This is a genomic window from Rheinheimera pacifica (assembly GCF_900108485.1).
In the GTDB taxonomy this organism is placed as follows: Bacteria; Pseudomonadota; Gammaproteobacteria; order Enterobacterales; family Alteromonadaceae; genus Alishewanella; species Alishewanella pacifica.
Window position 1 is genome coordinate 35,852 of sequence record NZ_FNXF01000011.1, and the last position, 14,507, is coordinate 50,358.

Annotated in this window: 17 protein-coding genes; 9 read left to right on the top strand and 8 right to left on the bottom strand. The window is 47.8% G+C overall.

The annotated features are described in order from the left end of the window. Positions 1-2 precede the first annotated feature (2 nt). On the top strand, positions 3-581 hold the full coding sequence (locus BLW68_RS13795) for a GNAT family N-acetyltransferase (protein WP_092794451.1): 579 nt from the start codon (positions 3-5) through the stop codon (positions 579-581). 43 nt (positions 582-624) lie between these two features. On the opposite strand, the gene BLW68_RS13800 is transcribed toward BLW68_RS13795, so the two are convergent. Beyond that, positions 625-3,018 carry a Lon protease family protein gene (locus BLW68_RS13800; RefSeq protein WP_092794453.1) on the bottom strand — a complete coding sequence of 798 codons (2,394 nt, stop codon included), beginning with the start codon at positions 3,016-3,018 and terminating at the stop codon, positions 625-627. A gap of 147 nt (positions 3,019-3,165) precedes the next feature. Here BLW68_RS13800 and BLW68_RS13805 point away from each other — a divergent pair, with 147 nt between their 5' ends. From BLW68_RS13805 to BLW68_RS13830, 6 genes are all read left to right on the top strand, one after another. Next, complete coding sequence (locus BLW68_RS13805) at positions 3,166-3,441, top strand: hypothetical protein (protein WP_092794456.1); 276 nt, start codon at positions 3,166-3,168, stop codon at positions 3,439-3,441. Between the two features lie 93 nt (positions 3,442-3,534). Beyond that, positions 3,535-4,155, top strand: coding sequence for an HvfX family Cu-binding RiPP maturation protein (locus tag BLW68_RS13810; RefSeq protein ID WP_092794460.1), 621 nt, complete (start codon positions 3,535-3,537; stop codon positions 4,153-4,155). Further along, complete coding sequence (locus tag BLW68_RS13815) at positions 4,148-4,816, top strand: sigma-70 family RNA polymerase sigma factor (protein WP_092794463.1); 669 nt, start codon at positions 4,148-4,150, stop codon at positions 4,814-4,816. The genes BLW68_RS13810 and BLW68_RS13815 overlap by 8 nt, the downstream gene beginning before the upstream one ends. Continuing rightward, a complete protein-coding gene (locus tag BLW68_RS13820; RefSeq protein ID WP_177172247.1) occupies positions 4,809-5,513 on the top strand; it encodes a DUF3379 family protein in 705 nt (234 codons plus the stop codon). Before BLW68_RS13815 ends, BLW68_RS13820 begins: the two co-directional genes overlap by 8 nt. Positions 5,514-5,526: 13 nt before the next feature. Further along, positions 5,527-6,369, top strand: coding sequence for a helix-turn-helix domain-containing protein (locus BLW68_RS13825; RefSeq protein ID WP_092794473.1), 843 nt, complete (start codon positions 5,527-5,529; stop codon positions 6,367-6,369). A gap of 46 nt (positions 6,370-6,415) precedes the next feature. Further along, a complete protein-coding gene (locus tag BLW68_RS13830) occupies positions 6,416-6,871 on the top strand; it encodes a carboxymuconolactone decarboxylase family protein (RefSeq protein WP_092794477.1) in 456 nt (151 codons plus the stop codon). Between the two features lie 73 nt (positions 6,872-6,944). On the opposite strand, the gene BLW68_RS13835 is transcribed toward BLW68_RS13830, so the two are convergent. The 4 genes from BLW68_RS13835 to BLW68_RS13850 form a co-directional block, all read right to left on the bottom strand. Further along, positions 6,945-7,733: a PEP-CTERM sorting domain-containing protein gene (locus tag BLW68_RS13835; protein WP_092794482.1), complete on the bottom strand. Its 789-nt coding sequence runs from the start codon at positions 7,731-7,733 to the stop codon at positions 6,945-6,947. 150 nt (positions 7,734-7,883) lie between these two features. Further along, positions 7,884-8,447: a nicotinamide riboside transporter PnuC gene (gene pnuC, locus BLW68_RS13840; RefSeq protein ID WP_092794485.1), complete on the bottom strand. Its 564-nt coding sequence runs from the start codon at positions 8,445-8,447 to the stop codon at positions 7,884-7,886. Positions 8,448-8,462: 15 nt separating this feature from the next. Continuing rightward, positions 8,463-8,870, bottom strand: a complete 408-nt coding sequence (locus BLW68_RS13845) for a DCC1-like thiol-disulfide oxidoreductase family protein (RefSeq protein WP_092794489.1) — start codon at positions 8,868-8,870, stop codon at positions 8,463-8,465. Continuing rightward, positions 8,870-9,589, bottom strand: coding sequence for an aspartate/glutamate racemase family protein (locus BLW68_RS13850; protein WP_092794492.1), 720 nt, complete (start codon positions 9,587-9,589; stop codon positions 8,870-8,872). The genes BLW68_RS13845 and BLW68_RS13850 overlap by 1 nt, the downstream gene beginning before the upstream one ends. Positions 9,590-9,729: 140 nt before the next feature. On the opposite strand from BLW68_RS13850, the gene BLW68_RS13855 reads away from it, so the two are divergent. Both BLW68_RS13855 and BLW68_RS13865 read left to right on the top strand, forming a co-directional pair. Beyond that, on the top strand, positions 9,730-10,377 hold the full coding sequence (locus BLW68_RS13855) for a hypothetical protein (protein ID WP_092794495.1): 648 nt from the start codon (positions 9,730-9,732) through the stop codon (positions 10,375-10,377). 258 nt (positions 10,378-10,635) lie between these two features. Then, entirely contained in the window at positions 10,636-11,004 is a 369-nt protein-coding gene (locus BLW68_RS13865) for a hypothetical protein (RefSeq protein WP_092794503.1), read from the top strand. A 122-nt stretch (positions 11,005-11,126) separates the two neighbouring features. Here the strand turns inward: BLW68_RS13865 and BLW68_RS13870 are convergent, their stop codons facing one another. From BLW68_RS13870 to nhaD, 3 genes are all read right to left on the bottom strand, one after another. Then, positions 11,127-12,308 carry an SEC-C metal-binding domain-containing protein gene (locus tag BLW68_RS13870; RefSeq protein WP_177172248.1) on the bottom strand — a complete coding sequence of 394 codons (1,182 nt, stop codon included), beginning with the start codon at positions 12,306-12,308 and terminating at the stop codon, positions 11,127-11,129. A gap of 285 nt (positions 12,309-12,593) precedes the next feature. Next, positions 12,594-12,944: a putative quinol monooxygenase gene (locus BLW68_RS13875; protein WP_092794509.1), complete on the bottom strand. Its 351-nt coding sequence runs from the start codon at positions 12,942-12,944 to the stop codon at positions 12,594-12,596. Between the two features lie 19 nt (positions 12,945-12,963). Next, positions 12,964-14,436, bottom strand: coding sequence for a sodium:proton antiporter NhaD (gene nhaD, locus BLW68_RS13880; protein WP_092794783.1), 1,473 nt, complete (start codon positions 14,434-14,436; stop codon positions 12,964-12,966). Positions 14,437-14,507 lie beyond the last annotated feature (71 nt).

Here is a 14,507-nt window from a genome sequence, read left to right on the forward strand (position 1 = left end):
CCATGACTTTACTGCACAATATCAGCCGCACCCTGCAGCGCCGCCGCAACAGCACCTGGCATGCACTCGGATATGACACTACGGTGCGCGCTGAAACCCCGGCCGACTACGAGGCAATAGCCAGCCTTACCCGCTCTGCGTTTAATAATGAAGCTGAAGTTAACCTGATCACCGCATTGCGCCAGCAAACAGCAGACTGCATAGCGTTAGTGGCTGAACAACATGGCCAGATTGTCGGCCATATTCTGTTTTCAGCCGCTACGCTGGATAAAGCACCGCAAACCCGGCTAATGGCCTTAGCGCCAATGGCGGTAAGCAATGTATTGCAGCATCAGGGCATAGGTTCGGCACTGGTACGTGCCGGGCTGGAGCAATGTAAAAAACAGGGGGTAGCTGCAGTAGTAGTGCTGGGCCATCCGGCTTATTACCCGCGGTTTGGTTTTACCCCGGCCAGCCGGTTTAATATTAGCTGCCCGTGGCACGCAGCGGATAACGCCTTTATGCTGTTAGAGCTGACACCCGGCGCGCTTAAAGGTAAAAACGGCCAGGTGCTGTATCACCCGGCTTTTGCGACGCTTTAATCCGTGGATATAACACGAACCGATTCTCATATGGATGTGTTAACTAATCCTCATCCATACTGCCATTTACTATTTCAGCAATCTCTGCCAGCCGCACCAAAGCGCGGCCATTAACTGATTTTTTTGGATACTGGCCGCGGCTGTTTTTCTCACCGGCTTCTACACCGGTTAGCAGGGTTAACGCTTCATCCACGGTTTTTACCACATACAAATGAAACTTCTGCTGTTTTACCGCGGTAATAACATCGTCATTCAGCACTAAATTCAGCTGATTACTGGCCGGAATAATCACGCCCTGCTCGCCGGTTAAACCGCGACTTTGGCATAAGCGGAAGTAGCCTTCTATTTTTTCATTCACCCCGCCAATGGCCTGCACCTGGCCATGCTGGTTAATTGACCCTGTCACCGCCAGGCTTTGTTTAATCGGGATATCTGTAATGGCCGATAACAGCGCGCATACTTCAGCCAGCGAGGCACTGTCGCCGTCAATATGGCCGTAGCTTTGCTCCATAGCAATATTAGCTGACAGCGTTAATGGAAACTGCCGGGCATATTTAGCACCAAGGTAACCGGTCAACAACAGCACGCCTTTGGAGTGAATGGCTTTGCCCAGTTCAACCTCGCGTTCAATATCGACTACACCGCTGGAGCCGGCAAATACCGTAGCGCTAATCCGCGCAGGTGTGCCAAAGGCGGTATCACCAATTTCCAGTACCGTCAGGCCATTAATTTTGCCCACGGCCAGGCCATCGGTATCAATTAAAATCTGGCCTTCCTGAATATCTTCTAAAAAGCCTTCGCTGATACGGCCGGTGCGGTGCTGCTTGCCTTTAAGCGCCTGCTGAATATGCTCTGCAGTTAAACTACTGCTGTGTTGCTGGCCGGCGTAGTAGCAGGCTTCGCGCACCAGCTCTAATACGTCGGCAAAGCGGGCCGACAACTTACGCTGATGCTCAGCCTGGCGAAAACTAAAAGTCAGCAGTTGTTTAAGGCCGCTGGCGGTCAGCTCGTCAATATTCAGCAAGCGCATTTGCTCGCGTATCTGCATTGCCATATAAGTGATGGTTTCGGCGGTATTGGGCAGATAATGCTCAAAGTCGGCCAACACCCGGAACAGCTCGTTAAACTCGTCGTCAACGTCCTGAATAAGGTAATACAGGTCGCGCGAGCCCAACAGCACCACTTTGACATTCAGCGGTATTGCCCGTGGTGTAATAATGGTTGAGTTGGTAACGGCGTGCTCCGACAGTGTATCAATTAACAGCTCGCCGGATTTTAGCGCCAGTTTTAATGCATCCCACAGTTGCGGTTGTGTCAGCAGCCGGTCAGCATCCAGGATCAGATAACCGCCATTGGCACGGTGTAAAGCACCGGGGCGGATCATGCGGTAGTTGGTGTATAAGTTACCGCTGCTGGAATTGTACTCTACCCGGCCAAACAGGTTGCCGTAACTGGGGTTAGGTTCAAAAATAATCGGCGCGCCTGACATACTTTCGTAGTGCACCAGTACGTTGGGCACAAATTCTTCAATAAAAATTTCGCGGTTGTCGGCTTCTTCTTGCTTCTCCGCTTCAGATTCATCCGGCATCAGTTCCAGCACCGCTTTTACCAGATGGCTGCGCATTTCGCGAATATAACGCAATACACCCAGCTCAGCAGCATAGTCATGCTCCAGCTGTTTCAGCAGCGGTTTAATCGCCTGTTCTATGGTGTCTTTACGCAAGGCGCGCAGGCTTTCTGACAGCTCACGTTTCCACTGTGGCAATTCCAGCAACTGCTCATTCAGTATGGTTTCCAGCTCGCTGACCAGACCATAAAAATACTGCCGTTGCTCTTCGGTGAGTTTAGAAAACTCCTGATCGTCCAGCGGCTTGCCGTCGATAATTGGCGAAAAGCTTACTGCGCCGTTCTCTTCGTACAGCACAACATTTTTTTCCAGCGCTTTGCTTTCTACCAGCTCAATAGCATTTTCGTATTTATCATCAAAGGCGCGGGCGATGGCTTTTTTCTTACGCTGATAACCGGGGTTATCAAAGGCAGCCGGAAAGGTATCCAGCAGTTCATCGATCAGCGCTTCAATTTTTTTAACCAGAATTTTGCCTTCACCCGGCAGTAAACGCAGAGTGTTGGGTACACGCTCATCCTCAAAGTTATTCAGGTAACACCACTCTTCGGGGGTCGCCTTTTCACTGGCAGCTTGCTGCAGTATGTCCTGCACCAGCGTAAAACGCCCTAATGCCGGCTCGCCCATTACGTACAGGTTGTAACCTGGCATATCCATGCCAATGGCGAAAGCCAGCGCCGACTTAGCTCTGTCCTGGCCAATAAACGCCGGGATCAGTTGCTTAACATCCAGCGCCTGTTTAATCAGTTTGCTGTCCAGATGCGGCCCGAGTTGTTGTACCGTCAGTGCCAGAGGATTGAGGTGTTGGGTCATGTATTACCTTAGCTTAACCAGCTGTTATAGCGGCTATACTAGCAAAAAGCAGCCCTGCTGTGCTGGCCAATTTCATTGTTTAATTAAAGAAATACCCGTTGTTGTCGATACAGTGTTTATCAAGGCAAACAGTACACGGGGCAAATTATGAACGAGACTTACCGCTTACAAAAAATCCGCAACCTGGGCGTACGCTTACAGGAGCTGGAATTAGTATCGTTAACACCGGGTAAATCTTACACTTCGGTCGCACTTAACTTTCTGTTTGCTGACCACGAATTAGAACGCCCAGCCGGTGTACCGCTGGAACATACCTTAAAAACCCTGGGCAACGCCATAGTAAGCAAACGTAAAGTGCGCTTTACCAACCTTGACGCCGATGCAGTAATCGACTTTTTCTGCCGCTTATACCGCGTACATTAAGCTTTCTGTTGGCAGTAAATTAGCGCTGCGCTGAAATACATCTGCCTGCCCGCCGTTCTTATACCTCAGTTAATCTGATTACGGGGCCCGCAGATGCAAGCGGCACTATCTTTCTATCATCACACCATTACACAAAGCCAGCGGCTATCAGGCCTGGCTCCGCTATTGCTCAGGCTATATCTGGCACCGGTGCTGTTGCAGGCGGGCTGGAATAAATATCAGCATTTTGACAATACTGTAGCCTGGTTTGCCAATACTGACTGGGGTTTAGGTTTACCAGCTCCGGCATTGCTGGCCGCGTTGGCGATTGCAGCAGAAACTCTGGGGGCAGTGTTTTTATTACTTGGCTTGTTTACCCGTTTAGTTAGCATTCCGCTGATCATCACCATGCTGGTGGCCATTTTTGCCGTACACTGGCCCAACGGCTGGCTGGCAATAGCCGACAGCAGCAGTTGGCTGGCTAACGAGCGGGTGGTTAACTCGGCCGAACAGCTAAGCAGGATTAAAGAGCTGTTGCAGCAACACGGCAATTATGGCTGGCTTACCAGCAACGGTAATGTGGTCATTCTGAACAATGGTATCGAGTTTGCGGCCACTTACTGTGTCATGTTAGTCAGCCTGTTTTTTAGCGGCGGCGGCCGTTATACCAGCCTTGACTACTGGTTATGCCACCAAAGCACAGGGCAAATGCAGCAAAGGCCAGCTTATGAATAACATTCATTTTTTGCCAGCGAAGCACAATAGCGCTAGGCTATCGCCCAATTCAGCAGCAATTAACGCCAGTGCCATGCCAGAGCAATCAACCACGCCACCAGACAATTCGGTAACACCAATGCCGCACGTTGTGCTGCTTAAACCCAGCGGCAGTAAAAATAAGCGCTATGAACAATTGGTACAGCTTTACCATGCTGATATATATCGCTATGGCTACTGGCTGTGTAAAGACCCCGATATCGCCCAGGATTTAGTACAGGAAACCTTTTTACGTGCCTGGAAACACCTGGACAGCCTGCTGGATGCAGCTGCAGCAAAATCCTGGTTAATTACCATATTGCGCCGCGAAAATGCCCGCCGCTTCGAGCGCAAACAATTTGACTATGACGACGCCGCAGAACAAGACAGCCTGCCCGACACCGGGCAAAGTAGTGCCGAACAAGATTGCGACAACAATAAGTTACGTAATTATATGGCGGCTTTGCCGGAAGAATACCGTGAGCCACTGATAATGCAGGTTATTGGTGGCTTTAGCAGTGATGAAATAGCCAACCTGCTGCAACTGAACGTTAATACGGTAAATACCCGTTTATTCCGCGCCCGCAAGCTATTGCGTGAACAACTGAACATTAACCGGCATGGGGAGACTCACGATGAATAACACTGAAGTACGCCGTATTTTACTGGTTGACCCTTTTAGCCAGGAGCCGGCGGTGCGTGATGCCTTAGCACGGGATACTACTTTGCAGCAATTTGCCCTTGAACTGCAACAACAGCAACGGGATCTGGAAGATGCCTTACAGGTACCGGTGCCGCCGATGCTGGCCGAACGCCTGCTGCAAATACCGGCACAGCAGCAAGGTAAACCACTGCGCCGCTGGTTTACGCCACTGGCGCTGGCAGCCAGTATTGCGCTGGTATCGGTGCTGAGTGTACAGCTGTATCAAAACAGTTTTGCCACGGATCTTGGCAGCCATGCGCTGGCACATGTGTACCATGAGAATGCATATTTGCAGCAGCATGCGCAAATGCAGCCTCTAGATGAAGTAAATCTGAAACTGGCCAGTTTTGATGCCAGCCTGCAAGACTGGCAGGATGAGATAATTTATGCCCGTTACTGCACCTTTCAGGGGGTACGGTCTTTACACCTGGCAGTAAAAACCGCTAACGGTTATGCCACTGTATTTATTGTGCCCAAAGAAGCTGAACTGGATTTTGTTGCCAGCTTTGCTGATAAACGTTATCAGGGCTTAACCCTGGCCATGTCTAAAGCCAACGTAGTGGTAGTAAGTGACAACGCCGATGACTTGCAACAACTGCCACAGAAGCTGGCAGATAAACTGATTTTTTCTGCCTGAGCAGGAGCAACCTATGCCTGCGATTATTACCGGCACTGCGACAGCTCCTGTCGGCAACCTGCAGCATTTGGGGTTACAGGCATTTATGCCGCATCCTGCGCTGGCCGCCTGGGTGCAATGTTACTGGGTTATGCGCCTTACAACCTTACCCGCTGCTGGTTACAGGCAAACACTGTATCCGGACGGTGGCAGCAGCCTGAATTTTTATTTTCAGCCCGGCCAGCCGCCACTATGTCATTTTAACGGCAGCCAGACACTAACTACCTTACAGTTAACCGAGGCTCTGGAAGCCGTTGGTATACGCTTTTATCCCGGCGGCGCTTTTCAGCTGCTTGGGCAGGATGCACCACTGTTACAGGGCGATGCGGTAAATGCCGCTGATTTTGGTATTACTACCTTGCAACAGCTGCAACAGCAACTTGCTGCTACTGAGCATATCGCAGCAAGGTTGCAATATCTTGATCAGTGGTTATTGCAACAAATGCAACAACGTAATGCCAAAAGCAGCCACATTCAACAGGTGTTACCGGTTTTATTGCAGCAACAGACAACGTTTTCAGTTAGTGAGCTAAGCGCCGGAGTTAACCTGAGCCGGCGCCAGTTTGAGCGTAAATTCCTGCAACAGGTTGGCTTAACACCCGGCCAGTTAAAGCTGCTGCAACGGGTGCGCCATGCCAGACAACTGATTAACCTTAACCCGCAGCAGGCATTAACCGATATTGCGCTCTGCAGCGGTTTTTATGATCAGGCGCATTTTATTCATCAATTTCAGCGCATTACCGGCCAGACGCCCGGCCAGTACCGCCGTCGCAAGCAAAGCCAGTTTCGCATGTCGCAAAAATACAATTCTGTTTAAACACTATGCGTCACTATAGTGGCTCTATCAGCAAAGGGAGCACACCATGACGCCACGCATAGATCGTAACGATGTTTATAAACTGCAACCCACCTTAGTAAAAGCACTGGGTAGTCTGGGCGAAGCGGCCGGACAGGTCATTGAAACCTCACTGGTGCATCTGTTGCACCTGCGCATATCGCAGTTGAACGGTTGTGCCTTTTGCCTGCATATGCATGCAGCAGAAGCCCGCCACGACGGCGAGCAACAGCAGCGGCTGGATGTACTGGCCGCCTGGCAGGAAACCCATTTTTTCTCCGCCCGCGAGCGCGCTGCACTGCGCTGGGCCGAAGCGCTGACCCTGCTGGCCAAACAACAGGTATCTGACGACATTTACACCGAACTTACCGCACAGTTCAACCAGCAGGAAATTGTCAATTTAAGTGCGGTGATAGTAACAATGAACGCCTGGAACCGCATAGCCGTAGGTTTTCAGTTTCAGCCGCAACAGAACAAAGATTAACGCGCTGTACAAGTTGTACACTGATAAAAAAACGGCCCGCAAAGGCCGTTTTTAACCACACTTAAACGCTATATCAGTTGCTATAGCGCATACGCATGCGTAAACCCGCTAAGCCTGCTGCAAACAGTAAAATGCTGGCAGGTGCCGGAATATCATTTCCCGGATCAACCTGATCACCAATAAAACCGATCAGGTTTTTGGTTAACTCCTGTGAATTGGGTAAATCAAACTGATTCATCATAAAATTCACATCCAGGATCGTGGTTAACGCACCAGCCATTGCATTACTCAGGCTGCCTACACCAAAAGCCACACCCGAGCCCATAGAGCCGTCAGCACGTGACGTGATCCACTGGCCAGTACCGTTATCCATAAAACAGCCAGAGGCAGCATAGGTTACTTCGCTTACTGCATTAGGGCCGGTAAATGGGGCGTGTACCATCTGCGTGCCATCAAAACAGCCATCGAAGCCAAGAGCCCCGCCACCTAACAACTCGATAAGCTCCAGTACCGAATTATTCCGGTCCATAAAGCTTGAGTTTTCACCCATTAAAAATAAACCACCACCATTACCGAGGTAGTTCATGTAGGTATTTTGTGCTGCAGAATCCAGTGCGGCAGCATTAAAAAAACGCACATCCCACACCTGGCTATAACCTGAAATATCGGCCAGCAGGCTATCAACAATAGTAACTGTATTACCTACAGCTAAATGTAATGCCTGCAAGTTCGCCGTTAATGCATTGGTAGTACCCACTTCTGTAGTTTGATCTGCACCATTTATAATAAGAATTGGGCCGGCAGACACTGTGCCAGACAAGGCAAGGCCCGCCACACACAGTAAATGTTTTAATGTTTTCATGCTTCACTCCGTGAATTAGTCTTGCCTGATATGGCAAAGGCACAGAGCAACATTCGAGCCACTAAATATAGCATTTCAAAAACAGCAGCTTATATTCTAAATTGCTTAATAACGCAGAACCAACGTAAAAAAAACCGACAAACAACACACTTAACTGGCTGGCGATTTGCTTAAACGGCGCCATAAATACAGACCGTACCAGGCATTAAACCAAAAGCCGGTATACACAATAGCGGTAAGGTGTAATTCGCGCGAAAAATACAGCGGCACCGCCAGCGTATTCACAATCAGCCAAAACCACCAGGTTTCCAGCTTGCGGTTCATCAGTAAAAACTGGGCAATCACGCTGAACATTAAAATGGCCGAGTCAACAAAGGGCGCGTAGGCATCAGTAAAGCGGTGCAATACAAAGCCATACAGCAAGGTAACCAGCATTGCCAGGGCAGCATAAGCCAGCAAGCGGATAAATGGTGCTGAGGTTACTGCTTTAACACCACTGGAGCGGCCCCACTGATACCAGCCAATAAAGTTAGTGCCGATAAAAAACAGCATCAGCACCACTTCGGCATACAGTTTTACCTGATAAAACAGTACAGAGAATAACGCACAGCCAATAACGCCCAGCCACCAGGTATGAATGCTGTTACGTGCTGCCAGAAACACCGCCAGCAAATAAAAACCATTGGCGCCATATTCCAGATAAGTGAGGTTCATCAGGGTTCCCTGCAGTTAAAAACGATCATTACCGCCAATACCAAGGTTATTAATTTTGCGTTTGCCCAGCAGTTTCAGCAGCAGGTTGCGGCAAAAGCGTAACAGCGGATACAGCCACTTTGCCAGCCGTTTTGATTTAAATAAGTGATAATTCAGCCGGTTAAATAACCCGCTGCGGCTACTAAGCAGCGACAGCATATAAATAGCGTCACTGCCGTAGTACCAGTTGTCACCCATTTTCAGCACCATGCCCTGATCAATATCCAGCCCCTGAGCGGTAATTTGCTGCATTATCTCAGTGTCTTCGCGGGCGTTAATCAGTTTAAGCTCGCCGACACTCTGGCGAATACGTACCATCTGGCAATAGGCATTGCAGGCCGGGCAGTCTTTGTCGTAAATCAGCAGGATGGGGGTTTCAGCCATTAGGGAGCTTTGCCGGTATTTAGGTTATCAGTTAGTGCCAGTCTAACAGCTGCAGCGGCGTGGATCACCGTAGTATCAAACAGCGGCACGGCGGCATCAGCTTTGCCCACCAGTAAACCAATTTCGGTGCAGCCAAGAATAATGCCATCCACGCCTTGCCAGGCAAGGCCGGCCATCATCTTGCGCACGGCTTGTTTAGATTCAGATGTAATGACACCCAGACATAGTTCCTGATAAATAATCTGATGCAGGCTGTCTTGTTCGGTTTCATTTGGCAGCAGCACTTCAATACCGTGTAACTCAGTTAGCCGCTCGCGGTAAAAGGGTTGCTGCATGGTAAATTTGGTGCCAAGCAGCCCGACACGGCTGCAACCTGCCTGCTTTATTGCAGCGGCGGTAGCATCGGCGATATGCAGCAGCGGAATACTCACTGCAGCTTCAATGCTGCCGGCTACTTTATGCATGGTGTTGGTACAAAGTACAATAAAATCGGCGCCAGCCGCCTCAAGCGAGCGCGCGGCATCGGCCAACACAACACCAGCGCCGTCCCAATCGCTGGCATGCTGCAGGCGCTCAATTTCATAAAAATCAACGCTGACTAAAATACATTTGGCAGAGTGCAGCCCACCCAGTTGCTGTTTTACACCTTCGTTAAGCAGGCGGTAATAAGGAATAGTCGACTCCCAGCTCATACCACCGATAAGGCCAATGGTTTTCATATATACCCCAAAGCTTAAAAGTAAATACTCAATCTACAAGACACCAAATAGAAGATATACTGCTACATATTTGAAATTAACTTGTTAAATAAAAGAGTCATGTGTTATTTTTAGCTTCTTTTGAGCAACAAGGAATAGTTATGCAATCTTCATACGTCAATCAGCAGTATAAACAAAATCCACTTAAATTCCTGATTCAGTTGATGGATTTGCGAAGCTTCACTACGAAATTGGAAAAGCTGGATGGAGCAATGTACATACTGACAGGCATAGTTACATACAGATGCCTACATCATCACGAAATACAAAAAATTAACGCAGCAGTATTGAACTTGCGAAGCTATGACGGACCGCTTTTTGGACATTTATTTGGCATTATCGGCCAGCTCAGCGCGAATCCATACTGGTATTGCTGGAGCTTATCAGACGAAGAGCTAAGACAATTTTTCGGTGTAAATGACAAAGCAAAATCAGCGTTAAGTTACATCGGTGTTGACGTTTCAGGACTTATCACTGCCTCTGGTATTGCCGGTGCACTCTTGGCTGTCTACAAGGGCGGTATCAAAGCAGGCTTGACCAATACTGCAGCACAAGCGAGCAATTACTCTTTGACAAAAGATGTAGCTACGGCAGGTAAAGCTGGAGGTAACGTTGCGAAGAGTGCAGCTATAGCTGCGGCGTGTGTTACGATATTTGCTTCTGTTTTATTGGCAATGACGTCAACGAATGCAAAAAATGCTAAACGAGAATTAATGCTTCGTGGGCTTTTGAACATGGACGAGGTTTAATGTTGGGATATTTGTTTTGGTCTGTAGCGGCGCTATTTGGCGCCGTTTGGACCATAAAGATTTTAGCAACAATTACTGCAGACAAAACAAATTTAAGGTCTCGCATTTTTTATTCTGCTATGCATGCTGTATTACTTTGCGGCGCCTGCGTTATGGCTCTGGGTATATTCGGCGTCACACTTACTTGGACGGGCAAGCTAAGCATCCTGGTAGTAGTGCTGTTACATAATGGTTTCTCTCTATGGCAGATTAGCCGAAATGAAAATTAAAACTGTATCAGGGTTTATGTTGCTAACATTTAGTGCTGCAGCAGCTAATTGGCATGAAGCCGGCTTGCAATCTGGCGCACTTACTATGTGCGCCCAACTACCATACGAATTTTCAGCAGAACAAAAGAAAAGCTTTACCCAATTATCTGAAGCGTTGTACTTTGCCAGTGAAAAACACCCTGAGCGTAAGCAAGCGTTTCTGGATGGCACAATGAGCTTTTTATCCAGCCTTGAGCGTGGCGAAAAGGCTGTTTTCAGCGATGGTGAAAGCGCAGTAATGGCTACATTAACTACTGAAAAGTGCTTAAGTTATGCAGCAGCTGCTGGAGTTACTTTATCGTCAGCAGAAACTCAGTGAGCTCTCTTTTTAAAATGAAACTTTATGTTCGTTCGCTACTTAAAAGCCATAACAACTGAATCTGATCCTATGTGTTATAAATTTAACACCGCATTCAGCGGCTTGTCCGCTGAAATGCTTTGTTAAATGCGTTCTATAGATACTATTGAACCTGGAGTTTCACTGCTGACCAAGTCATCTATTTCAAAATGCACAGTATAATTCTCTGACATTGCAAGATTGTATATAGCTATTTTTTTATCATCTCTAAGGTTACTCCACCAATCTAGATTAAAAAAAGCATTTTCTGCGTATGCGAAAATACATTTCGTCAACCATGATTTAACGAACATCGGACCCTTTTCAAAAACATCTTCTAAGTATTTTTCTATAACCTTATGCTCTTTCAAGTAAGATACCACATAGGCCGCACAACCATTTACAGTCACAGTAGACAAAGCAAAATGTTGAAACAGATACATAGGATCACCTAAGTTCTGAATTTTGACGCCACTAATATTGTAATATGGCGACATTGAAGCGCTAACAGAAAGAGAGAGTGGTTTATCCAGCACAATCACATAGGAATAGAGCGAATTGTACTTACCTTGTATTCTTGCTTGCTCATATTTATCTTTAATTGATGAGATATCTTCAAACCCTTTGAACAAATCCCTTTTTAAGAGAAATAATTGTTCCTGAATAATTAATTGCTCACTCAGATCATAGCCTTTATCCAAGTTTTCTAATTGCCATATAACTGCTTCTTTAGCAGCATTTTTTTGATAGTACTCATGACAAACCGCTCGATATGAACTTGCCCAGCAATTCTCTGACTTAGCAATAAAGTCTTTTAATTCTATACCTTTAAATAACTCTGTATCATGATATTCACAGAACCCATAAAATATTGACGCTTCCGTTTTGATGCCTGTTTTTATGTCTCTTAGCTGTTCAAAACCATTTATATTCCGATAGAAGGTTCCTACGTGACCATCTTTGGCCATACTGGACAACACTCTACCTCGCTGTACTGTATGAGCACCTTTTATTGGAAGTTTACAATTTTTATGATCATAAGAAGCTGAGCAATATTTTTTACTATCAAAAATATTCGACAGCTGTTTTCTAACCTCTCCGTCACTTTTTTTACGATCCTTATGCCTATCGAGATGACAGTCTTTATATAATTTTCCACTTTGACACCAGCAAGCTTCAAAATTTCCAGTTTGTGAAGCTTGGATGATTGCATAACAAAATCGATCTCTAGTTTCCTCATCAAATCTTCGCATCATATTGCTCAATCGTTCTGATAAGTCATCCATGTGTTTCATTCCCCATTGAGCATTTTACGCTTATTCAACGGGTCGGCCCGTACTTAAAGACGGGGCAACCTGTACTTGTAAATATGATTTTCGCCAGAGTAATGATCATTTATAAAAAACACAACAATTTGAGCATTTATGACATGCAGGTACAGCAGAAAGTACAGGTTACCCCGTCTAACAAGGGCAAGGAACTTAGGCAAACAGGTGATCTAGGCTGATCTGTACAAAGCGGCAGACATAAAAAAACCTGCAAAATGCAGGTTTTTTCGGGTAATGGCTAAATTACCCCAGCTTAGGCGCGTCGAAGTTGGCTGGTTCGTCGCTGTAAATACACACATTCCAATCTGCTGCCAGGCCGGTTTCAGCCAGGCAGTAAGTTTCAAAGAAGTGCTTTATCTCGCTGCGCTGGCAGTGCGCTTCAAAACTTGGCAAGTCGGCCCAGATTTCGTTAAAAGCAATAGCGAAGCTTTTGCCTTCAGCAAACGGGCTGGCTATATGCCGGGTTACGATATACTGCAGGCAGCCGTCTTCGCGCAGGGTGTTCGGCTCCAGGCCTTGCAGTACTTTAAACAGCTCGTCTGCCTTGCCTGCTTTGGGCTGAAACTGGGCAACGCAATATACTTTTTTTGACATAGTAAGTCCTTAATAAATGCTATTGCCCGGCGGCGCGGCTGGCTACATCGCCGACTATATGAAACAAGTCGGCGTTTAAATATAAATGCGTCATTACACTGGCGATGTAACCCAGCAAAATAACCGGCGCCCATTTTAAATGGCCGGCAAAAGTATAATAACCGCGGGCCTGGCCCATTAACGCCACACCGGCGGCCGAACCAACCGACAACAGGCTGCCACCGACACCGGCGGTTAAGGTGATCAGTAACCACTGGCCATGCGACATCGCCGGGTCCATGGTTAATACAGCGAACATTACCGGTATGTTATCTACCACAGACGACATCAGGCCCAGTGCTACGTTAGCGTAGGTTGGGTCAAAGTTACCGTACAGGCCGTTAGATAACAGTTCCAGATACCCAAGGAAGCCCAGGCCGCCGACACACACCACCACGCCGTAGAAAAACAGCAGCGTATCCCACTCGGCACGCGCTACGCGGTTAAATACATCAAACGGCACTACCTGGCCCAGCGCGCGGATGCGTTCCATATCACCTTCACGCTCGGCCAGCGCCCGTTTGCGCGCCAGAGAACCGGGTAACGTCATCCGCAGGAAGTAACCAAAAAATTGTAATAAACCCAGGCCGGTCATCATGCCCAGCACCGGCGGCAAACCCAGCACAGAATGGAACACAACCGATAAGGCAATGGTACAAATAAACAGCGTAAGAATGCGCAGCGCGCCGCGCTTTAACTCAACCACTTCTTCATCACCGTCATGCTTGCCGGGGTAACGGTTTTCAACAAAAAAGCTCATTATTGCGGCGGGTATCACAAAGTTAACCACAGCCGGGATAAACAACACGAAAAACTCGGCAAAGGTCACTTTTTCTGCCTGCCACACCATCAGGGTGGTAATGTCACCAAAGGGGATAAAAGCGCCACCGGCATTGGCGGCCACCACTACACTGACACAGCACAGGCTGATAAAGCGCTTGTCACCTTCGGCCACTTTCATTACCACGGCACACATCAGCATTGCTGTGGCCATATTGTTAGAGAACGTAGAAATACAAAATGCCAGCGCGCCGCAAATCCAGAACAGGCTGCGGTAACTAAAGCCCTTACGGATTAACCAGCTACGCAAGGCATCAAACAGCCGGCGTTCTTCCAACGCGCTGATGTAGGTCATAGCTACCAGCAAAAACAGCATCAGCTCGGCGTATTCCAGCAAGGTATGGCGAAACGACTCCTGGGCAACATCAGACATGCCCTGCTGGGTATAGTGCCAGCCAATCATGCCCCAGATAATACCGGCAGCCACCAGCACCGGCTTGGATTTACGCAGATGAATTTTCTCTTCTGCCATCACCAGCATATAAGCAAAAGCAAATAGGCCCAAGGCAACGAAGCCCAACGTAGAACCGGTAAGATCAATTGGCCCGGTATCGGCCAGAACAGAGGCTGGCAACAAGGCCAGTACAGCAATAAAAGCGGTGATAAATTTCATGTTTAACATCTTTATTTCTGCGCAAGTAAAGTGTGTTGTTACACGGGTTGATAAAAAACAACCCGGCCAGG

Coding starts and splice junctions, on each gene's coding strand:
- BLW68_RS13820 (WP_177172247.1), top strand. CDS start 4,809: ATGAATAACACTGAAGTACGCCGTATTTTACTGGTTGACCCTTTTAGC.
- BLW68_RS13815 (WP_092794463.1), top strand. CDS start 4,148: ATGAATAACATTCATTTTTTGCCAGCGAAGCACAATAGCGCTAGGCTA.
- nhaD (WP_092794783.1), bottom strand. CDS start 14,436: ATGAAATTTATCACCGCTTTTATTGCTGTACTGGCCTTGTTGCCAGCC.
- BLW68_RS13845 (WP_092794489.1), bottom strand. CDS start 8,870: ATGGCTGAAACCCCCATCCTGCTGATTTACGACAAAGACTGCCCGGCC.
- BLW68_RS13855 (WP_092794495.1), top strand. CDS start 9,730: ATGCAATCTTCATACGTCAATCAGCAGTATAAACAAAATCCACTTAAA.
- BLW68_RS13865 (WP_092794503.1), top strand. CDS start 10,636: ATGAAAATTAAAACTGTATCAGGGTTTATGTTGCTAACATTTAGTGCT.
- BLW68_RS13835 (WP_092794482.1), bottom strand. CDS start 7,733: ATGAAAACATTAAAACATTTACTGTGTGTGGCGGGCCTTGCCTTGTCT.
- BLW68_RS13830 (WP_092794477.1), top strand. CDS start 6,416: ATGACGCCACGCATAGATCGTAACGATGTTTATAAACTGCAACCCACC.
- BLW68_RS13875 (WP_092794509.1), bottom strand. CDS start 12,944: ATGTCAAAAAAAGTATATTGCGTTGCCCAGTTTCAGCCCAAAGCAGGC.
- BLW68_RS13850 (WP_092794492.1), bottom strand. CDS start 9,589: ATGAAAACCATTGGCCTTATCGGTGGTATGAGCTGGGAGTCGACTATT.
- BLW68_RS13795 (WP_092794451.1), top strand. CDS start 3: ATGACTTTACTGCACAATATCAGCCGCACCCTGCAGCGCCGCCGCAAC.
- BLW68_RS13810 (WP_092794460.1), top strand. CDS start 3,535: ATGCAAGCGGCACTATCTTTCTATCATCACACCATTACACAAAGCCAG.
- BLW68_RS13805 (WP_092794456.1), top strand. CDS start 3,166: ATGAACGAGACTTACCGCTTACAAAAAATCCGCAACCTGGGCGTACGC.
- BLW68_RS13870 (WP_177172248.1), bottom strand. CDS start 12,308: ATGGATGACTTATCAGAACGATTGAGCAATATGATGCGAAGATTTGAT.
- BLW68_RS13825 (WP_092794473.1), top strand. CDS start 5,527: ATGCCTGCGATTATTACCGGCACTGCGACAGCTCCTGTCGGCAACCTG.
- BLW68_RS13800 (WP_092794453.1), bottom strand. CDS start 3,018: ATGACCCAACACCTCAATCCTCTGGCACTGACGGTACAACAACTCGGG.
- pnuC (WP_092794485.1), bottom strand. CDS start 8,447: ATGAACCTCACTTATCTGGAATATGGCGCCAATGGTTTTTATTTGCTG.